Source organism: Amycolatopsis sp. NPDC104775 (assembly GCF_055583325.1).
Map to the genome: position 1 here is coordinate 66,333 of NZ_JBVJOE010000006.1, position 18,310 is coordinate 84,642.

20 protein-coding genes are annotated in these 18,310 nt (G+C 69.1%); 11 read left to right on the forward strand and 9 right to left on the reverse strand.

Annotation, left to right across the window (positions count from 1 at the left end):
• Window positions 1-6 precede the first annotated feature (6 nt).
• Genes paaC through paaE form a run of 3 tightly spaced genes read left to right on the forward strand, consistent with a single transcriptional unit; the run spans window position 7 to window position 2,423 of the window.
• On the forward strand, window positions 7-864 hold the full coding sequence (paaC, locus tag ACZ63D_RS26465; RefSeq protein ID WP_465357061.1) for a 1,2-phenylacetyl-CoA epoxidase subunit PaaC: 858 nt from the start codon (window positions 7-9) through the stop codon (window positions 862-864).
• Window positions 858-1,346 carry a 1,2-phenylacetyl-CoA epoxidase subunit PaaD gene (gene paaD / locus ACZ63D_RS26470; protein ID WP_465357062.1) on the forward strand — a complete coding sequence of 163 codons (489 nt, stop codon included), beginning with the start codon at window positions 858-860 and terminating at the stop codon, window positions 1,344-1,346. Before paaC ends, paaD begins: the two co-directional genes overlap by 7 nt.
• Window positions 1,347-2,423: a 1,2-phenylacetyl-CoA epoxidase subunit PaaE gene (gene paaE / locus ACZ63D_RS26475; RefSeq protein ID WP_465357063.1), complete on the forward strand. Its 1,077-nt coding sequence runs from the start codon at window positions 1,347-1,349 to the stop codon at window positions 2,421-2,423. It begins immediately after the preceding gene.
• A 521-nt stretch (window positions 2,424-2,944) separates the two neighbouring features.
• Here the strand turns inward: paaE and ACZ63D_RS26480 are convergent.
• The 4 genes from ACZ63D_RS26480 to ccrA all read right to left on the reverse strand — a co-directional run bounded on the left by ACZ63D_RS26480 (window position 2,945) and on the right by ccrA (window position 7,348).
• Complete coding sequence (locus ACZ63D_RS26480; protein ID WP_465357064.1) at window positions 2,945-4,051, reverse strand: adenylate/guanylate cyclase domain-containing protein; 1,107 nt, start codon at window positions 4,049-4,051, stop codon at window positions 2,945-2,947.
• A 3-nt stretch (window positions 4,052-4,054) separates the two neighbouring features.
• Window positions 4,055-4,504: a universal stress protein gene (locus ACZ63D_RS26485; RefSeq protein WP_465357065.1), complete on the reverse strand. Its 450-nt coding sequence runs from the start codon at window positions 4,502-4,504 to the stop codon at window positions 4,055-4,057.
• 57 nt (window positions 4,505-4,561) lie between these two features.
• On the reverse strand, window positions 4,562-5,905 hold the full coding sequence (locus ACZ63D_RS26490; RefSeq protein ID WP_465357066.1) for a chromosome segregation protein: 1,344 nt from the start codon (window positions 5,903-5,905) through the stop codon (window positions 4,562-4,564).
• 102 nt (window positions 5,906-6,007) lie between these two features.
• Window positions 6,008-7,348, reverse strand: a complete 1,341-nt coding sequence (gene ccrA, locus ACZ63D_RS26495) for a crotonyl-CoA carboxylase/reductase (RefSeq protein ID WP_465357067.1) — start codon at window positions 7,346-7,348, stop codon at window positions 6,008-6,010.
• Between the two features lie 201 nt (window positions 7,349-7,549).
• Between ccrA and ACZ63D_RS26500 the strand changes: the two genes are divergently transcribed.
• Entirely contained in the window at window positions 7,550-7,918 is a 369-nt protein-coding gene (locus tag ACZ63D_RS26500; RefSeq protein ID WP_465357068.1) for an SPW repeat domain-containing protein, read from the forward strand.
• Window positions 7,919-7,951: 33 nt separating this feature from the next.
• Complete coding sequence (locus tag ACZ63D_RS26505) at window positions 7,952-8,545, forward strand: TetR/AcrR family transcriptional regulator (protein WP_465357069.1); 594 nt, start codon at window positions 7,952-7,954, stop codon at window positions 8,543-8,545.
• A gap of 103 nt (window positions 8,546-8,648) precedes the next feature.
• On the opposite strand, the gene mce is transcribed toward ACZ63D_RS26505, so the two are convergent.
• Window positions 8,649-9,113 carry a methylmalonyl-CoA epimerase gene (gene mce / locus ACZ63D_RS26510; protein ID WP_465357070.1) on the reverse strand — a complete coding sequence of 155 codons (465 nt, stop codon included), beginning with the start codon at window positions 9,111-9,113 and terminating at the stop codon, window positions 8,649-8,651.
• Window positions 9,114-9,253: 140 nt separating this feature from the next.
• Here mce and ACZ63D_RS26515 point away from each other — a divergent pair, with 140 nt between their 5' ends.
• The 6 genes from ACZ63D_RS26515 to ACZ63D_RS26540 all read left to right on the forward strand — a co-directional run bounded on the left by ACZ63D_RS26515 (window position 9,254) and on the right by ACZ63D_RS26540 (window position 14,075).
• A complete protein-coding gene (locus ACZ63D_RS26515) occupies window positions 9,254-10,441 on the forward strand; it encodes an acetyl-CoA C-acetyltransferase (protein WP_009073872.1) in 1,188 nt (395 codons plus the stop codon).
• A 1-nt stretch (window position 10,442) separates the two neighbouring features.
• A complete protein-coding gene (gene meaB, locus ACZ63D_RS26520) occupies window positions 10,443-11,414 on the forward strand; it encodes a methylmalonyl Co-A mutase-associated GTPase MeaB (RefSeq protein ID WP_465357071.1) in 972 nt (323 codons plus the stop codon).
• A gap of 107 nt (window positions 11,415-11,521) precedes the next feature.
• A complete protein-coding gene (locus ACZ63D_RS26525) occupies window positions 11,522-12,262 on the forward strand; it encodes a peptidylprolyl isomerase (RefSeq protein ID WP_465357072.1) in 741 nt (246 codons plus the stop codon).
• A gap of 20 nt (window positions 12,263-12,282) precedes the next feature.
• Window positions 12,283-12,813 carry a DUF6886 family protein gene (locus ACZ63D_RS26530; protein WP_465357073.1) on the forward strand — a complete coding sequence of 177 codons (531 nt, stop codon included), beginning with the start codon at window positions 12,283-12,285 and terminating at the stop codon, window positions 12,811-12,813.
• A gap of 66 nt (window positions 12,814-12,879) precedes the next feature.
• Complete coding sequence (locus ACZ63D_RS26535) at window positions 12,880-13,338, forward strand: carboxymuconolactone decarboxylase family protein (protein WP_465357074.1); 459 nt, start codon at window positions 12,880-12,882, stop codon at window positions 13,336-13,338.
• Entirely contained in the window at window positions 13,335-14,075 is a 741-nt protein-coding gene (locus ACZ63D_RS26540) for an isocitrate lyase/PEP mutase family protein (protein WP_465357075.1), read from the forward strand. Before ACZ63D_RS26535 ends, ACZ63D_RS26540 begins: the two co-directional genes overlap by 4 nt.
• Before the next feature lie 57 nt (window positions 14,076-14,132).
• Here the strand turns inward: ACZ63D_RS26540 and ACZ63D_RS26545 are convergent, their stop codons facing one another.
• The 4 genes from ACZ63D_RS26545 to ACZ63D_RS26560 all read right to left on the reverse strand — a co-directional run bounded on the left by ACZ63D_RS26545 (window position 14,133) and on the right by ACZ63D_RS26560 (window position 18,246).
• The gene (locus ACZ63D_RS26545) at window positions 14,133-15,761 is read right to left on the reverse strand and encodes a solute symporter family protein (RefSeq protein ID WP_465357076.1); all 1,629 of its coding nucleotides are present in this window, start codon (window positions 15,759-15,761) and stop codon (window positions 14,133-14,135) included.
• Window positions 15,758-16,108: a DUF485 domain-containing protein gene (locus tag ACZ63D_RS26550; protein WP_182892299.1), complete on the reverse strand. Its 351-nt coding sequence runs from the start codon at window positions 16,106-16,108 to the stop codon at window positions 15,758-15,760. Before ACZ63D_RS26550 ends, ACZ63D_RS26545 begins: the two co-directional genes overlap by 4 nt.
• Before the next feature lie 73 nt (window positions 16,109-16,181).
• Complete coding sequence (locus ACZ63D_RS26555; RefSeq protein WP_465357077.1) at window positions 16,182-17,894, reverse strand: sodium/solute symporter; 1,713 nt, start codon at window positions 17,892-17,894, stop codon at window positions 16,182-16,184.
• Window position 17,895: 1 nt separating this feature from the next.
• Window positions 17,896-18,246, reverse strand: a complete 351-nt coding sequence (locus ACZ63D_RS26560; protein ID WP_465357078.1) for a hypothetical protein — start codon at window positions 18,244-18,246, stop codon at window positions 17,896-17,898.
• Window positions 18,247-18,310 lie beyond the last annotated feature (64 nt).

Here is an 18,310-nt window from a genome sequence, read left to right on the forward strand (position 1 = left end):
TCTGGGATGTCTTTCGACAACGTCTACGAAGCCATCACCGAGGACAACGACGCGCGGTGGGCCTTCGGTACCGGGTTCGCCGATCCGCTGTCCGGTGTGGACACTTCGGTGCCGTCCGGAGTGGACGGTGCGCGACTGGCCGCGTACTGCCTGATGCTCGGCGACGACGCGTTGATCTTCTCGCACCGGTTGCAGGAGTGGGTCAGCAACGCGCCGGAGCTGGAGGACGAAGTCGCGATCGCGAACATCGCCCTCGATCTGCTCGGCCAGGCGCGGTTGCTGCTGGCTCGTTCCGGCAAGGCGGACGGTACCGACCGGTCTGAGGACACGCTCGCGTTCTTGCGCGCGGAGAACGAGTTCCGGAACGTGCGGCTGGCTGAGCTGGGTGGCGGGCATTTCGGGCATTTGATCGCGCGGCTGTTCGTGTTTTCGACTTGGCGGCTGGCGTTGTTTCAGCGGCTGGAGTCCAGTGTGGACCCGGTGCTGGCGGCGATCGCGGCCAAGGGTGTGAAGGAACTGGCGTATCACCGGGATTATGCCGCGCAATGGCTGGTGCGGTTGGGTGACGGGACTGCGTTGTCGCGGGAGCGGATGGCCGAGGGGCTGGCCGCGGTGTGGCCGTATGTCGAGGAGTTGTTCGCGACGCATCCGGATGAGCTGGTGGATGCTGCTTCGTTGCGGCCGGAGTTCGACGCTGTTGTGGATCAAGCGTTGGCTGCGGCTACGTTGGAGCGGCCGGAGATCGGGGCTATCGCCGGGGTTTCCGGGCGTACTGGGCGCGACGGGGTGCATACCGAGCAGATGGGGTTCCTGCTGGCTGAGCTGCAGAGTGTGGCTCGGGCTATGCCGGGGGCGTCGTGGTGAGCGCGCTGGCCGTGGCTTCGAAGGTCACTGATCCCGAGTTGCCGATGCTGACGCTCGCGGATCTGGGTGTGCTGCGCGAAGTGTCCGAAGAGGACGGTCGGGTGACGGTTTCCATTACGCCGACCTATAGCGGTTGTCCGGCCATGGACACGATGCGGGACGACCTGGAGCATGCCCTGCGAGGTGCGGGGTATGCCGAGGTCGATATCCGTACGGTGCTGGAACCGGCTTGGACGTCGGATTGGATCAGCGAGGACGGGCGGCGGAAGCTGGCGGAGGCGGGGATCGCGCCGCCAGGAGCCGCGCCGCGGCGGTCGGGGCCGATTCCGTTGACGCTCGGGCCTTCGGTGCGGCGGGTGGCTTGTCCGCGGTGCGGGTCGATGGACACCGAAGAGCAGTCCCGGTTCAGTGCGACCGCGTGCAAAGCGTTGCGGCGGTGCCGGTCTTGCTGGGAACCGTTTGAACACGTCAAGGAGATTTGAGTGACTGCCACCGTTTCCCGCCGTGCCGGGTTCCATCCGTTGCGGGTGGCTGAGGTTGAGCGGCTTTGCGATGACGCTGTGGCCGTGACGTTTGACGTGCCTTCCGAATTGGCTTCGGTTTACGCGTTCGCGCCTGGGCAGTCGTTGACGTTGCGCCGGGTTGTCGACGGGCGGGATGAGCGGCGGTCGTATTCGATTTGTGCCGCGGCGGGGGAGCGGCCGCGGGTTGGGGTGCGGTTGGTGCCGGACGGGGTGTTCTCGTCGTGGCTGGTCAATGAGGTTCGGCCGGGGGATACCGTTGAGGTTTCCGCACCTGCTGGGTCGTTTACTCCGGATCTTGCCGCTGGTGGGCATCATGTGCTGATCGCTGCTGGGTCGGGGATTACGCCGGTGTTGTCGATTGCGGCTTCGTTGCTGGGTACGCCGGACGCTTCGGTTACTGTGCTTTATGGGAATCGGCGTACTGACACGGTGATGTTCGCTGATGAGCTGGCGGATTTGAAGGATCGGTATCCGGCTCGGTTGGAGCTGGTGCATGTGTTGTCCCGGGAACCGCGTGAGGCTGAGTTGTTCACTGGGCGGTTGGATGCGGACAAGTTGCGGGCGCTGTTCGAGTCGATTGTGCCGGTTGAGGATGTTGATCATTTTTGGCTGTGCGGGCCGTTTGGGATGGTGACCTCCGCGCAGGATCTCCTTGCTTCGCTGGGGGTTCCGGGGGAGCGGGTGCATCAGGAGTTGTTCTATGTGGACGATGTGCCGCCGGAGCCGGTTAAGCATGTCGATCCTGCGGTGGCTGGGGCTTCGTCTGAGGTGACGCTGGTTTTGGATGGGCGTTCTACGACGATGAGTCTGCCCCGGGAGTCGTCGGTGCTGGACGGGGCGCAGCGGTTTCGGCCGGATTTGCCGTTTGCTTGCAAGGGCGGGGTGTGCGGGACTTGCCGGGCGAGGGTGACTGAGGGGGCGGTGGACATGCGGCGGAATTTCGCGTTGGAGAAGGCTGAGGTGGAGGCTGGGTTTGTGCTGACTTGTCAGTCGCATCCGGTTTCTGAGCGGGTGACTGTGGATTTTGATGCTTGAGGTGGGGTAGGGCGGCTCGTCGCCTGGCGGCGACATTGCGCGTGGGGTCGTGCGTGGGGCACCCCGAAGGTTGATTGTGCTGACGGTTCGGGGGTGCTTGTCAAGGCGGGAAAGATGCCTTGACAACCACCCCCGAACCGCAGAGAAGGCTTCGTATCGGGGTGTGGGGGAGGGGCTGGGTGCTTCGATGGCTGGGGTGCGGTGGTGGCGGATGGGGAGGGGCTCGTGCCCCAATGTGGTTTTGGGTGCGGGTGATGCGCTCAATGTGGCGTTTGGTGTGTGGGTCGCACCCAACGTGGCGTTGGGGTGATTACCCGGCGGCTGGGGCTGCGGGGTGGTTTGGGAAGGGGCCTTGAGGGGGCTAAGTGCGTGAGGGTTCCCCTCACACAGGGCGTGGGTGGGTGCGGGCGGGCGTCGGTCGTGACGGAGCCCCTTACGTGCGGCGCGGGCGAGCGTCGGTCGTGAGGGGAACCCTGCGGGAATCAGAGTTCCTCAGGGTTCCCCTCACAGACGGACGGGGGTCAGCGGCGTCGGCGGCGTTTGCGCGGGGTGGGGAAGTCGTTGGGCTCGGGGGTTTCGGGCGGAGAGGTGTCGCCTAGCCCCAGCATTTCCGCGGCCAGTTCTTGTGAAGTCGCGAAGAGGCCGGTCGGCTTGTCCTTGGCCCGGCGGAGGGCGGAGGGGCGGAGGCGGTTGTAGCCGCGTACTGCGATGGGGCGGCGGGTGCGGAGGTCGAATTGCGGCAGGGGGTCCAGTTCCCCGGCTAGTTCGCGGTCGACCAGTACGGTGCCGGGGCGGGCGGCGGAGGTGAGTCTTGCGGCTAGGTTCACGACGGAGCCGTAGACGTCGCCGAAGCGGGACAGGACGCGGCCCGACGCCATGCCTGCTCGCACTGCGGGGAGGCCGCCGTCTTCGCCGGTGCGTTCGGCTAGGGTCAGGGCGATTTCCGCGCCGTCGGCGGGGGTGTCGGTGACGAAGAGGACCTCGTCGCCGATCATTTTCACTACTCGGCCGTGGTGTTCGGCGATGACTTCGGTAGCGAGGGATTCGAAGCCGTCCAGGACCTGGGTCAGCTCTTCTTCGTCGGCTTCTCTCGTGAAGCGCGTGTAGCCGACCATGTCCACGAAGCCGACCACCAGGGCGCGTGTTTCCAGGTCCTCGTCGGGGCTGGCGAAGGCGCGGCCGGCGAACGCGGCCAGATGGCGGCGCCAGACGTAATTTTGGACTTGCTCCAGCTCCGGAAGCAGCCGCTCCACCAGGCGGGTGACCTGGCGGTCGTTGCGGGCCAGTTCCGGGTTTTCGGTGATCAGCTGCCACAGCATGTGCACCTGCCACTCGGCCAGCCGGGAGAGATGCTGGCCGAGGGCGCGGGTCACGGCGACTTCCATGCCGGGCGCGACTAAACCGGAGCTCACCAAGCCGTCGGCGATGCGCATGGCTTCGACGTCCGCGTCGGTGAAGACCACTTCGTCGTCTTCGACGGTGGCGAAACCCAGCGCGCGCCACAGCCGGCGCGAGCGCTCTTCGGGCACCTCGGCCCGTTTCGCGACGTCGAGCCGGGTGTAGCGGCGGGGACCGCCCAGCAGGGCACGTTCCAGCCGCTGCTGGAGGTCCCGGGGGGAATCCGCCACGGCTCAGGTGGTGTGCACGATCAGCACGTCGACGCCCGACTTCCGGGCGACCTCCGACGGCACCGAGCCCAGGATCCGGCCCGCGAGGGTGTTGAGGCCGCGGTTGCCGACCACGAGCAGGTCGGCTTCGCGGTCCTTCACGACCTTCCGCAGCATGTCGACCGGCTGGCCTTCCAGCGCGACCGTCTCGATCTTCGTGGCGCCGACCTTTGCCGCGCGGTCGCGTGCGGACTGCAGCGTGTCCTCAGCGGGCGCGGAGCCGACCACCTGGTAGGCCTCGTCGCCCAGTTCGTCCTGCGCGCGTTCTACGTCCTGGCGGCTGGCCGGGTGGTACGCGCAGACGACGACCAGCGTCGCTCCCGCGTCGGCAGCCACTCCGGCGGCCTTGTCCACCGCGGCGAAGGACGAGTCGGACCCGTCCGTGCCCACCACCACAGTCCGATAGACAGCCATCCACAACCTCCCGGCGAATCGGTCAGCGGGGCGGCGCGGCCCCTTCGCGGGGGAAGGTTACTCGCCAGTCGGTTTCCCCGCCGGACGCGGTTGCGGCTGCGGCTTGGGCACGTCGGACGTCCGCAGCCGGACGGTCTGCTCGACGTCGCCGCTCACTGCGGGCTTCCCACTGGCCGCCGCAGCGCTCTTGCCGCCCTGACCAGCGGAGTTCTGCCCGGCCGGGGTGCCGGGCTTGCCGGCCTGCGCGGCCGTGGCCCCGCCGCTCTGGGCCGCCTTGCCGGGGGCGGCCGTCGTGCCGCCGCCCTGCGCGGCAGGCTTGCCGCCGCCCGCCGAGCCGTTGGCGCCGGATTTCGGCCCGGACCCGTTGGCCGTCTCGACCGAGGCCTTGATGTCCGCGGGCACTTCGCCGTCCATCTCGCCGAGCACGTGCTGCGCCTCGGCCAGCACCGTGCGCGCCGACCGGACCTGCTCGGCCAGGCTCGCCCGGACCGCGCGCAGGGCCTCGACCCGCTCGTTGGCCTGGGTGATCCGGCGGTTGGACTCGTCGGTGGCGGTGCGGACGCGGCGGCGGGCCTCGTCGGCGGCCTCCGCGAGCCGCGCGTTGGCCTCGGTGATCGAGTCCTGGCGGCGCTTGTTCGCGTCGGCGACCGATTCGCGCTGGCGACGGTCGATGTCGGCCTTGGCGGCCGTTTCCTCCTCCAGCACCTTCGCCCGGATCGCGGCCGCGTCCTCGGCGGCCTCGCGGACCCGGCGCTCGGCCTCGGCCTTGCTGGCCGCCTCCTGCTCGGCCAGCACGCGCATCGCCTCGGCGCGCCGGGTGGCCATGGCGATCTCGAAGTCTTCCTCGACCTGGGTGCGGCGGGCCTCGGACTCCGCGTCGAGCTTCTTGCGCTCGGCCTCGGCCTCGTCGGTGATCCGCTTGGCCTCGGCGCGCGCGTCCTCGAGCACCTTGCGGTGCTCGGCTTCCATCTCCTTGCGGCGCAGGTCGAGCTCGGTGAGCAGCTGCTCGTACCGGGCGCGCATGGCGCTGGCGTCGGTCTCCGCCTTGGCCCGGATGTGGCCCGCTTCGGCCTCGGCGCGCGCCCGCGTGTCCGCGGCTTCGTCCTGCGCCAGCCGCAGCATCCGCTGGAGGCGTTCGGACAGGCCCTCGACGCTCGTCGGCGGCTGCGCGAGCCGGTCCACCTGACCGCGCAGGTCGGCGATCTCGCCGCGCGCGACTTCCAGCTGCCGGGCCAGATCGCCGGCTTGGGCGATGGCGGCGTCGCGGTCGGCGGTGAGCATCTTCAGGTCGCCGTCGAGCCGTTCCAGGTGCTCGTCGACCTGGGCCCGGCTGTATCCCCGCTTCGCTACGTCGAAGCCGGCTCCCAGCGGCACGAGTTCGCGTTCATCGCCAAGACTCATGGCACCACCGTAGTCGCTCCGCGGTCACGGACGGGTGAGCACCCACGGGGTCCGGCCGCTCGTGCGGCGAGCGGCCGGACCGAAGAGGCAGGTGGTCTGCCCTCACGCGCCGCGGAACGCGTTGATTCCGTCGAGGTGCTTCGCGCGCAGCTCCGCGTCTCGCACGCCGAGCCCTTCTTCCGGGGCGAGCGCGAGGACGCCGACCTTGCCCTGGTGTGCGTTGCGGTGCACGTCCAGGGCGGCCTGGCCGGTTTCTTCGAGCGAGTACGTCTTCGACAGCGTCGGGTGGATGAGGCCCTTCGCGATCAGCCGGTTGGCCTCCCACGATTCGCGGTAGTTCGCGAAGTGCGAGCCGATGATCCGCTTGAGGTTCATCCACAGGTACCGGTTGTCGTACTGGTGCATGTACCCCGACGTGGACGCGCAGGTGACGATGGTGCCGCCCTTGCGCGCGGCGTAGACGGACGCGCCGAAGGTCTCGCGGCCCGGGTGCTCGAAGACGATGTCCGGGTCCTCGCCGCCGGTCAGCTCGCGGATCTTCGCGCCGAACCGCTGCCATTCCTTCGGGTCTTGCTCGTTCTCGTTCTTCCAGAACTGGTAGCCCTCCGCGGTGCGGTCGATGATCAGCTCCGCGCCCAGCTTCCGGCAGATCTCCGCTTTTTCGGGGCTGGACACGACGCACACCGGGATCGCGCCGCCGTTGAGCGCGTACTGCGTCGCGTACGAGCCGAGCCCGCCGGACGCGCCCCAGATCAGCACGACGTCGCCCTGCTTCATGTCCGCGCCGTTGCGCGAGACCAGCTGCCGGTACGCGGTCGAGTTCACCAGCCCGGGGGAGGCGGCTTCCTCCCAGGTCAGGTGCCCCGGCTTCGGCATCAGCTGGTTCGCCTTGACCAGCGCGATCTCGGCCAGCCCGCCGAAGTTCGTCTCGAAGCCCCAGATCCGCTGCTCGGTGTCGAGCATCGTGTCGTTGTGCCCGTCCGGGCCTTCCAGCTCGACGTTCAGGCAGTGCGCGACGACCTCGTCGCCCGGCTTCCAGTTGTGCACGCCCGCGCCGGTGCGCAGCACGACGCCAGACAGATCGGAGCCGACCACGTGATACGGCAGGTCGTGCCGCTTGGCCAGCGGCGAGAGCTTCCCGTACTTGCGCAGGAACTTGAACGTCGGGATCGGCTCGAAGATCGACGTCCAGACGGTGTTGTAGTTGATCGCGCTGGCCATCACCGCGACCAGCGCCTCGCCCGGGCCCAGCTCCGGCGTCGGCACGTCGTCGACGTGCAGCGAGCGGCGCGGGTCCTTGTCGCGGCTTTCGAGGCCCTCGAACATGTCGACCTCGTCGGCGTGCACGGTGACGCCCCGGTAGCTCTCGGGCACGGGCAGCTCGGCGATCGCGTTGAGGCGGTCGTCCAGGATCGCCTGCTTGATCTCGTCGAGGTGCGTCATCGGGAACCTCCAGGGGTCGGTCGCGGCGGGCGACAGGACGAAATTACTCGTCGGTAACCGGGGGCCTCACTGTACGAGACGGAGGGCCCTTCGACGAGTCGAAGTGTGACCAAGGAATCTTGACCGGCTGGCCAGTCAAGGGGGAGTATCGGAGATGGGAAATCTCCCTGAACGGCTCTTTTCCGGTGGAGGTGAGCACGAATGAGTGAAGTCTCGACGCGCGCCTGGACGCGGCCCTACGACTGGGCCGAGGTCGTGATTGGTGTTGTCGCCGCTCTTTCACCCCTTTGGCTGAGCACGAACACCACGATGGTGTGGACGATGGTGATCCTCGGTGCGCTGATCGCGATCGACGGCCTGGTGTCGCTCGCGGCGCCGAGCATGGTTTACGGCGAGGGCGTGCAGATCGTCCTCGGCGCGTTGCTGTTCATCGCGCCGTGGGTGATGGGGTACACCGCGTTCAACGGGGCGTCGTGGACGTCCTGGGTCGGCGGGGCGCTGACGATCATCGCCGGCGCGGCCGCGATGCCGGAGGCCAACGCCGCCCACCGGATGGCTGGCCAGCACTGACGGGGCAGCGACGCCCTGGTTGGGAAAGGTGAGATGACCGACGACTCGGCGAAGGAACGGATCCTGTGCGCGGCGGAGGAGCTGTTCGCCGAGTCCGGCTTCGAAGCGACCCCGACGTCCCGCATCGCGGAGCGCGCCGGGGTCCCGAAGGGCCTGGTCCACTACTACTTCCGCCGCAAGTCCGACCTGCTGGCCGCCTTGGTCGACCGGCTGCCGGACGAACGCATCGAACCCGCCGCGGTCGTCGTTCCGGGCGACCTGGCGGGTTCGCTGCGCAGGCTGGTCGGCGAGCTCGACCGCCGGTTCGCCGGTTCACTCGGGCTCTCGCATCTGCTGTGGCGCGAGGCCGACACCCATCACGTAGTCCGCGACGCGCTGTCCGAACGCTTCCAGCACCTGGTCCGCCTGATGCGCTCGGTGATCGTGGCCGCGACCGGCGGACGCCTCACCGGAGCGGACATCGACAACGCGTCCGGCCTTTTGGCGCGCGCGGTCACCCACCGGCACGCGACGGCCCGGCACACCGGGGACGACCGCCCAGCGGAGTTCGACGGAGAGCTGACGTTCGTGGCGAACGCGCTCTCAGCCCGCGTGGGCAAGGGGACACCGCCCGCTTCGGCGGTATGAAGCCTCTCGCCGCCGGGTGCCTCGGCGCGCGATGCAGCGTTCCGTGAGGGGAACCCTGAAGGAATCAGATTCCTTGAGGGTTCCCCTCACGGACTTTCGCGGTTCAGTGCGCGGAGGCGGCGGGCTCCACCAGCTCGACCAAAACCCCGCCCGCGTCCTTCGGATGCACGAAGTTCACCCGGCTGTTCGAGGTCCCGCGCTTGGCCGCGTCGTACAGCAGCCGCAAGCCCTTCGCGCGCAGTGCTTCGGCGGCAGCGTCCACATCGGACACTCGCAGCGCGAGCTGCTGCAGGCCCGGCCCGTTGCGGCCGATGAACTTGGCGATCGTCGAATCGTCGCGGGACGGGGCGAGCAGCTGGATCATCGTCTCGGTGCCCGCGGCGCCCGGGGCGCGCAGCATCGCCTCGCGCACGCCCTGCTCGTCGTTCACCTCCTCGTGCGCGACCTCCAGGCCGAAGTGGTCGCGGTGGAAGGCGATGGCCGCGTCGAGGTCGGGCACGGCGATGCCGACGTGGTCGATCGCGGTCACGAACGGCTTGAGCACGGATGCGCTGGGCTCGGTGTCCATACCGGGGAGGATAAGCCCCGGCGGGCCTGGCGGAACCCTGCGTGCGCCCCCTCACACTGGCTCCATCAAGACGCACCGCGAACCCCGTGCAGGCCGTATCGTGGGAACACTGCCAGTGCACCGATGCTTTGGAGGACGACGTGTCCGGTTCCGTGATCCTGGGCGCAGCCCGTACCCCGATCGGGCGGCTGCTCGGCTCGTTGAAGGACTTCTCGGGAGCCCAGCTGGGCGGGATCGCGATCAAGGCCGCGCTCGAACGCGCGGGCGTCTCCCCGGACCAGGTCCAGTACACGATCATGGGCCAGGTGCTCACCGCGGGCGCGGGCCAGATCCCGGCTCGCCAGGCCGCGGTCGCCGCGGGCATCCCGATGGACGTCCCGGCGCTGACGATCAACAAGGTCTGCCTTTCCGGCCTCGACGCGATCGCGCTCGCCGACCAGCTGATCCGCGCGGGCGAGTTCGACCTCGTCGTCGCGGGCGGCCAGGAGTCGATGACGCAGGCGCCGCATTTGCTGCCGAAGTCCCGCTCCGGCTTCAAATACGGCGACACCACGCTGGTCGACCACATGGCCTACGACGGCCTGTTCTGCGCGTTCGACCAGGTCGCGATGGGCTCGTCGACGGAGAAGTACAACAGCCGCTACGGCGTCACCCGCGAACAGCAGGACGCGTTCTCCGCGCGTTCACACCAGCGCGCCGCCGCCGCGATCGAGGCCGGGTTCTTCCGCGAGGAAATCGCGCCGGTGTCGATTCCGCAGCGCAAGGGCGACCCGGTGGTGTTTTCCACTGACGAGGGCGTGCGTGCCGACACCACCGGCGAGAGCCTCGCGAAGCTGCGTCCGGCGTTCGCCTCGGACGGCACCATCACCGCGGGTTCGGCGTCGCAGATTTCCGACGGCGCGGCCGCGGTGATCGTGGCCAGCCCGGAGAAGGCGGCCGAGCTGGGCATCACGCCGCTGGCCGAGATCGGCGCGCACGGCGTCGTCGCCGGTCCGGACGCGAGCCTGCACGAGCAGCCGTCGAACGCGATCCGCGCCGCGTTGAAGAAGGCGAAGCTGGACGTGTCCGACCTGGACCTGGTGGAGATCAACGAGGCGTTCGCCGCGGTCGGCCTGGTGTCGAGCGAGAAGCTCGGGCTGGACGAGTCGAAGGTGAACGTCAACGGCGGCGCGATCGCGCTCGGCCACCCGATCGGCGCTTCCGGCGCGCGGCTGGCCGTGCACCTGGTGCACGAGCTGCGCCGGCGCGGCGGCGGTCTCGGCGCGGCCGCGCTCTGCGGTGGCGGCGGCCAGGGCGACGCGCTGCTGATCCGCGTCCCGTCGGCGTAAGTTGCCCGGCCCGAACCTCGACGAGCTGGTCGGCCGCGCGCGGGAAGGACAACCGCGCGCGGTCGCCCGGCTCATTTCGCTGATCGAGTCGGACACTGATTCCTCGGCGCGAGCAGCGGACGTCGCCCGCGCCTTGACGCCCTACACCGGCCGCGCCCGCGTCGTCGGGCTCACCGGTCCGCCTGGGGTCGGCAAGTCGACCTCGACGTCCGCGCTGCTCACCGCCTTGCGCGGCGAGGGTTTGCGCGTCGGGGTGCTGGCGATCGATCCGTCGTCGCCGTTCTCCGGCGGCGCGCTGCTCGGCGACCGGATCCGGATGAGCGAGCACGCCACCGATCCCGGCGTGTTCATCCGCTCGATGGCGACCCGGGGACACCTCGGCGGGCTGTCCTGGGCGACGCCGCAGGCAGTGCGAGTGCTGGACGCCGCTGGCTTTGACGTGGTGCTGATCGAGACTGTCGGGGTTGGACAGTCCGAAGTGGACGTTGTGAAACTGGCTGACACCACGGTGGTCCTGCTGGCTCCGGGAATGGGCGACGGCATCCAGGCGGCGAAAGCCGGGGTGCTGGAGATCGCGGATGTCTTCGTGGTCAACAAAGCCGACCGCGACGGCGCCGACGCCACGGTGCACGACCTCAAGCAGATGATCGCCTTGGCTCGCCGCGAACTGCGCGGGCCGAGCTGGCGGCAGCCGATCGTCCGCACGGTGGCGGCGAAGGGCGCGGGCGTCGACGAGGTGGTGTCGGCCTTGCGCACACACCATGAGTGGCTTGTCGCGCATGGGGAATTGGACCGCCGCCGTACCGCTCGCGCCCGGGAGGAAGTCGCCGCGATCGCGTTGCGGAGGCTGCACGCGGAACTGGCGGACCTCCGGCACGGCGACCGGCTGGGCGAGGTGGCGGCGCGCGTGGTGGCCCGGGAACTGGACCCGTTCGCGGCGGCGGACCGGTTGATCGCGGAGTTGAAGGGCTGACGCGCTGCCCCGCTGACCGGAACCGGTCAGGACGCGACTTTCGCCGGGAGCGCGGGCGGTTTCCCATCCCTATACTGCGATCCTCCGTGCACTGGGAGGGAACCGGAATGAAGAAACTGCTCGTGTCCGTGCTGACCGCGTTGTCGCTGGTCGCGGTGGCCGCACCGGCTTCGGCGGCGGAAGCGGCGCCGCCGAAGGTCACGTCGGGGCCGTGCCAGTACACCGCGACTCCGGACGATCCCGCGGTGCGCCCGGTTTCCCTGCCGCGAGACCCGAAGCACACGCCGGACCACGGCAGCGTCGACGTGGCGGTGTTCTCCAACCAGGGCCTGCTCCCGTTGCGGCTCAACCGCGCGCAGGCGCCGTGCACTGTGCAGAGCTTCCTGCACCTGGCCGCGCACGGCTTCTACAACCAGACCACCTGCCACCGGCTCACCGCGTACCCGACGTTGAAGGTCCTGCAGTGCGGCGACCCGTCGGGCACTGGCGAAGGCGGCCCGGGCTACAAGTTCCGCGACGAACTCCCGACGACGCTTCCGCCCGCCCCGTCCGATCCGACCGGCAAGCGCCGGACGTACGCGCGCGGCCTGCTGGCTATGGCGAACGCCGGACCGGACACGAACGGATCGCAGTTCTTCGTGGTGTACGGGGATTCCAGCCTGCTGCCGAACTACACGGTCTTCGGCACCGTCGGCGCGGCCGGGCTGCGCACCCTGGACCGCGTCGCGGCGGGCGGCATCCAGCCGGACGCGGACACTCCGCCGGGCAAGACGCCGGTGGACGGGAAGCCGGTGCGGAAGACGGATCTGGAGCTGGTTTTGCCGTTGTGCCTGTTCTGCGGGCGCTGACCGCGCGGTAGAACGGACGGATGCGTCCGGAGCCTGGCCAGGTACTGCACTTTTCCGAGGACCCGGGGATCACGCGGTTCGTGCCCCACGTCGCAGCGACCGCGCGACAGCCGCAGCCGTATGTCTGGGCGGTCGACGCCGCGCGCTGTCCGGATTACTGGTTTCCGCGGCAGTGCCCGCGGGCGATGGCGTGGGCCACGGCGCTGACCACGGACGCCGACCGGGAACGCGTCCTCGGCGGCGACAACCGGGTCCACGCCGTCGAATATCGCTGGCTGGACGCGCTCCGGACGGCGAAGCTGTTCGCGTACCGGCTTCCCGCGGCCAGTTTCCGGCCGTTCGGCGAACCTGTTCCGCATGCCCACGTCGCCACCGAACCGGTCGAGCCTCTGGGGCCCGCCGAACCGGTCGGCGATCTCCTGCGCCTGCACGAGGAGGCGGGAATTCAGCTGCGGGTCCTCGCCGATCTCTGGCCGTTCTGGGACACGGTGACCGCCAGCACGGCGGAGTTCAGCGGGATCCGGCTCCGCAACGCGCGCCCGCGCGCCTGACTGGCCCAAGCCGTCCACGCTGAACTGGACCACCCGGCTAGGCCAATCGTGATTAGCGTGGGTGACATGACGAAGCGAATCGCGCTCGCGACGGGCGCGTTGTACCAAGCGATGTCCCACCTGCAGGGCGAGGTGAAGAAGGCCAGCGCGAACGCGGGACTCGACACGAAGCTCATCGAACTGGTCAAGATGCGCGCGTCGCAGCTCAACGGATGTGCCTACTGCCTGGACATGCACGCGGCGGAGGCCATCGCGGCCGGGGAATCGCCGCGGCGGCTCTACGTGCTCGAAGGCTGGCGCGAGACCGACCTGTTCACCGAACAGGAACGCGCCGCGCTCGCGTACACCGAGGCGATGACCCTGATCTCGGAGCACAAGGACGTGCCGGAAGACGTCTACGCCGAGGCGGTCCGCGTGTTCACCGAGGACCAGTACCGCGCGCTGGCGTGGTGCGTTGTCGCCATCAACACCTGGAACCGGCTCATGGTCACGAGCCACGCCCCGCTGCCGGAGCGTGCGGAGTGACCGCTGAGAAGCTGCGGGCGCTGCATGTGCCCGGAAAACCGGTGATCCTGCCGAACGCTTGGGACGCGGATACCGCGAAGGCGGTGGAAGCGGCCGGGTTCCCGGTGGTGGCAACGAGTTCCGCGGCGGTCGCGGCGGCGCTCGGGCACGCCGATCACGAAGGTGCGGCAGCGGACGAGATGCTCGCGGCGGCCAAGCGGATCGTGGACGCGGTGTCCGTGCCGGTGACTGTGGACGCCGAGGCCGGGTATGGCTTGGCTCCGGCGGATCTCGCGGCCCGGTTGAAGGAAATCGGTGCGGTCGGCTGCAACATCGAGGACACCGACCACGGCAAGGGCAGTCAGCGACCGGCGGCGGAGCAAGCGGAGTGGCTCGCCGAGTTGCGGCGGGCGGCTGGTGGCGGGCTGGTGATCAACGCCCGGGTGGATTCGTTCCTCGGCGCACCGGACGAGCAGGCGGTGCTCGACGACGCGGTGGCTCGCGGGCGGGCGTATCTCGAAGCCGGGGCCGACTGCGTGTATCCGATTCTCGTGCGTTCGCCGGAAGTGCTGGCCGAATTCGTCCGCCAGGTGGGCGGTCCGGTCAACGCTTCCGCGCTTCCCGGCGGTCCGGGGCTGGCCGGGCTTGCCGAACTGGGGGTAGCCCGGATTTCCCTGGGGGCCGGGCTGTGGCGGTATCTGCGCGGGCTGCTGGAAGGCACGCTCGGCGAGATCGCGCGGGGGAAGCTGCCGTACTGAAAAAACCGCTGGGCGCCGCGACGAAAGCGGCGCCCAGCGGTTTTCCGGAGCGGAGAATCAGTGCGGCACGGCCTTTTCCGCGCCAGCGCCGGTCAGCGCCCGGACTTCCATTTCGGCGAACTTGGCCTTGTTGGTTTCCTTCGACAGGATCGTGCCGAGCCAGCCGAGGATGAACGCGACCGGAATGGACACCAGACCCGGGTTGTCGAGCGGGAACCAGTGGAAGTCGACGCCCTGCAGCATCGACGCGCTCTTGCCCGTCTTCGGGTCCACCGGCTTCCCGGAAACCGCGGGCGAGAACACGATGAGCACGATCGTCACGATCAGTCCGCCGTAAATGCTCCACAGCGCGCCCTGGGTGTTGAACCGTTTCCAGAACAGCGAGTACAGAATCGTCGGCAGGTTCGCCGAAGCCGCCACCGCGAAGGCCAGCGCCACCAGGAACGCGACGTTCTGCCCGTTCGCCAGAATGCCGCCGAGAATCGCGACGACGCCGATCACCACGGCGGTGATCCGCGCGACCCGGACCTCCGAACCGGTGGTGGCTTTGCCCTTCTTGAGCACGTTCGCGTAGACGTCGTGCGCGAACGAAGCGGACGCGGTGATCGTCAATCCCGCGACCACGGCGAGGATCGTGGCGAACGCGATCGCCGAGATCAACCCGAGCAGCACCGGGCCGCCGAGGTTCAGCGCGAGCAACGGAGCCGCGGAGTTCACGCCGCCTGGTGCCTTCTTGATCGCCTCCGGTCCGACCAATGCGCCCGCACCGTAGCCGAGTACCAGGGTGAACAGGTAGAACACGCCGATCAGCACGATCGCCCACACCACCGAACGACGCGCCTCGCGCGCGGTCGGCACGGTGTAGAAGCGCATCAGCACGTGCGGCAGGCCCGCGGTGCCCAGCACCAGTGCGATGCCGAGGGAGAAGAAGTCCAGCTTCGTCGTGCCGTTGGTGCCGTACTGCTTGCCCGGCCCGAGCAGCGCTTCGCCGGCCTTGCCCGCCTTGTCGACCGCGCCCTGCAGCAGCGAGGAGAAGTTGAAGCCGTACTTGCCGAGCACCCACAGCGTCATCGCCAGCGCGCCGACGATCAGCAGCGCCGCCTTGATGATCTGCACCCAGGTGGTGCCCTTCATGCCGCCGATCAAGACGTAGGCGATCATGATCACGCCGACCACCGCGATCACCAGCGACTGCGCGGCTTTGCCCTCGATGCCCAGCAACAGCGCGACCAGCCCGCCCGCGCCCGCCATCTGCGCCAGCAGGTAGAAGAACGACACCACGAGCGTCGAAATCGCCGCCGCCGCGCGCACCGGACGCTGCTTCATCCGGAACGCCAGCACGTCGCCCATGGTGAACTTGCCGGTGTTGCGCAGCAGTTCCGCCACCAGCAGCAGCGCGACCAGCCACGCCACCAGGAAGCCGATCGAGTACAGGAATCCGTCGTAGCCGTACACCGCGATGGCGCCTGCGATGCCGAGGAACGACGCCGCCGACAGGTAGTCGCCGGAGATCGCGATGCCGTTCTGCGGGCCGGTGAACGCACGGCCGGCCGCGTAGTAGTCGGACGCGGTCTTCGTGTTGCGGCTGGCGCGGAACACGATCACCAGGGTGATCACCACGAACAGCGCGAAAATCAGGATGTTCAGCGTCGGATTGCTGCCCTCGACGCTCGCGGCGAGTGTCATGCCCCCTCCTTCGCCGGGTTCTCGATGTCGTCCTTGATCCGCTCGGCCAGCGGGTCGAGGTTCTTGTTGGCGTAGCGCACGTACAGCCACGTGATCAGGAACGTGGAGACGAACTGCAGGAGCCCGAAGAGCAGGCCGACGGTGAAGTTGCCGGCGATCTTCGTGCTCATGAAGCCGTGCGCGTAGTCGGCGAGCAGGACGTAGAGCAGGTACCAGGCGAGGAACAGACCGGCCATCGGGAACACGAACCGGCGCAGCCTGCCCCGGAGTTGGCGGAACTCGGCGCTGTCGTGCACCTGCTCCCAGGTCGAGTCCGGCGGTGCGCCGGACGGGTCGCCTGCGCTCATGGGATCTCCCTTGTGCGACGCTGCGGATGTGGCCCGCGACACAGTAGGGACGAAGCCCGGGGGAGGGAAGGCGTCAGCGGCTCAAACGTCTCGCCGCACGACGAACGGTTGACGAACGGTCACCGGAAGCGGACGAAGGGCGTTCGTCGAGATGCAGCCGCAGCATCGCGGCCCCGGCCCAGGACGGTGGGCGCCCGCGCAGTGACACCGCGATCATCACGCCGAACGCCAGCGGTACCGACCAGGGTGCCGGTTGCGAGACCAAGATCGCCACCCAGCCTCGTGCCTGCGGTCCGGCCAGCGCGAACAGGATCGACCCGGACGAGGCCGCCAGTCCCGTCAGCACGCCCGCGATCGCGCCCGCCGCGGTGAGCCGCTGCCACCAGATGCCGAGCACGAGCAGCGGGCAGAACGTGGACGCGGCGACGGTGAACCCCCACGTCACCAGCACTCCGGCGTCGAGCCGCGCGGACGGCAGCGCGAGCAGCACCATCGCGATCGCGGCGAATACGACCGTCACCCGCAGCCGGCGCAGGCCGCCGGGCATCAGGTCGTAGGCGAGCGCGCCGGACATCACCAGCAGCAATCCCAGTGACGTCGCCAAAAACGCGGCGAACGCGCCCGCGGTGAGCAACGCGGTGAACAACTGCCCAGCCCAGCTGTGGTCGACTTGCGACGGCAGCGCGACTACCACGGTGTCGGTGTTGCCGGACAGGTACAGCTGCGGCACGAGCACCCGTCCGAGGACGCCGTAGATGCCGGGGAAGAGGTAGAAAATCCCGAGCAGCGCCACGGTGATCGCGGCGGTGCGGCGCGCGGCGCGGCCGTCCGGGCTGGTGTGGAAACGCATCAGGACGTGCGGCAGGCCCATCGTGCCGAGGACGGTCGCGAGGAGGACCGCCCAGGTGCCGAGCAGCGGGTATCCCTTGTCGATTTCCAGCAGCGGACGCTGCCAGTCCCGCCCGCCGAGCGCGACCTCTCCGCTGACTCCGGGGACCTGCGCACCGGCGGCGAAAGTGAGCTGTTCTCCCTTGCGCACCACCAGTTCTCCGGGCGGGATCGTGCCCCGGTTTTCGATCGCAGTGGGTTCGCGGAAGGTGAGGGTGACGTCGTGGTCGAACTGCACCGGCGTGGCGTGCGAGAAGCGGGTGTACTCGATCGGCGTGAGGCTCGCGTCGCGGGTCTCAGCACCGATCTGCAGGACTAACCACAGCGCGGGGACGAGGAACAGCACGAGTTTCAGGAAGAACTGGAACGCCTGGACGTATGTCGCCGCGCGCATCCCGCCGAGCGCGAGCGTGACGCTGACCGCGGTGCCCGCGATGACCACACCGACCCAGTACGGAGTTCCGCCGACCGCGGTGAGCACCAGTCCGGCAGTGCGGAATTGCGGGACTACGTAGATGGTCCCGATCACCAGCACGACCACCGCGGCTAGCCGCCGGAGCGCAGGGGAGGCGAGGCGTGCTTCGGCGAAGTCGGGGACGGTGAGCGCGCCGGATCTGCGCATGGGCGCGGCGACGAGCACCAGCATCGCGACGTATCCCGCGGTGAAGCCGACCGGATACCAGAGCGCGCCGACGCCGTCCTTCACCATCAGCCCTGCGACGCCCAGGAACGACGCTGCGGACAGGTACTCGCCGGAGACCGCGGCGGAGTTGACGAACGGCGAGATCCGCCGTGACGCCACCAGGAAGTCGGACGTCGTCCGCATGGCGGCGACCCCGCGCACGCCGATGAGCAGCGTGACGAGGACGACCGGGGCTACCGCTAGCGCGATGTCCATCTCACCGATCGTCCTCGATCTTCTCCGCGCGGCGCAGCTGCCACCACGAGAGCCCGGCCAGCACCGGGTAGGGCAGGACCGCGATCAGCAGCCAGGACAGCGGAATTCCCCACCACCGCACGGTGTCGAGCGACGGGACCAGGGAGAACAGCACCGGCAAACCCAGCACCAGCACGAACATCGCCACCAGCGCGGGGATTCCGCGTCGGCGCTGGATCCGGTACAGCACCGCGGCGCGTTCGGCTTCCGGCGCGCGCAGGCGGGGCATCCGCCACCGGCCGCGTTCGAGCCGCCGCGACCGGGCGAGCCTCGTCTGCGGGCTGGTGACGGCGACGCGTTTGGTGCGGCTCATCGGTCGGCCTGCGCAACCCTCGTGAGTGCTGGCGCCGGTTCTAACCGGAATCGCCACTCACGAG

What these genes read in the sequence shown, in the direction of transcription:
- ACZ63D_RS26525 (WP_465357072.1), top strand. Translation starts at nt 11,522, where the DNA reads ATGAAGAAACTGCTCGTGTCCGTGCTGACCGCGTTGTCGCTGGTCGCG.
- mce (WP_465357070.1), bottom strand. Translation starts at nt 9,113, where the DNA reads ATGGACACCGAGCCCAGCGCATCCGTGCTCAAGCCGTTCGTGACCGCG.
- ACZ63D_RS26560 (WP_465357078.1), bottom strand. Translation starts at nt 18,246, where the DNA reads ATGAGCCGCACCAAACGCGTCGCCGTCACCAGCCCGCAGACGAGGCTC.
- ACZ63D_RS26490 (WP_465357066.1), bottom strand. Translation starts at nt 5,905, where the DNA reads ATGAGTCTTGGCGATGAACGCGAACTCGTGCCGCTGGGAGCCGGCTTC.
- ACZ63D_RS26500 (WP_465357068.1), top strand. Translation starts at nt 7,550, where the DNA reads ATGAGTGAAGTCTCGACGCGCGCCTGGACGCGGCCCTACGACTGGGCC.
- ccrA (WP_465357067.1), bottom strand. Translation starts at nt 7,348, where the DNA reads ATGACGCACCTCGACGAGATCAAGCAGGCGATCCTGGACGACCGCCTC.
- paaC (WP_465357061.1), top strand. Translation starts at nt 7, where the DNA reads ATGTCTTTCGACAACGTCTACGAAGCCATCACCGAGGACAACGACGCG.
- ACZ63D_RS26555 (WP_465357077.1), bottom strand. Translation starts at nt 17,894, where the DNA reads ATGGACATCGCGCTAGCGGTAGCCCCGGTCGTCCTCGTCACGCTGCTC.
- ACZ63D_RS26505 (WP_465357069.1), top strand. Translation starts at nt 7,952, where the DNA reads ATGACCGACGACTCGGCGAAGGAACGGATCCTGTGCGCGGCGGAGGAG.
- ACZ63D_RS26485 (WP_465357065.1), bottom strand. Translation starts at nt 4,504, where the DNA reads ATGGCTGTCTATCGGACTGTGGTGGTGGGCACGGACGGGTCCGACTCG.
- ACZ63D_RS26550 (WP_182892299.1), bottom strand. Translation starts at nt 16,108, where the DNA reads ATGAGCGCAGGCGACCCGTCCGGCGCACCGCCGGACTCGACCTGGGAG.
- ACZ63D_RS26530 (WP_465357073.1), top strand. Translation starts at nt 12,283, where the DNA reads ATGCGTCCGGAGCCTGGCCAGGTACTGCACTTTTCCGAGGACCCGGGG.
- ACZ63D_RS26545 (WP_465357076.1), bottom strand. Translation starts at nt 15,761, where the DNA reads ATGACACTCGCCGCGAGCGTCGAGGGCAGCAATCCGACGCTGAACATC.
- ACZ63D_RS26535 (WP_465357074.1), top strand. Translation starts at nt 12,880, where the DNA reads ATGACGAAGCGAATCGCGCTCGCGACGGGCGCGTTGTACCAAGCGATG.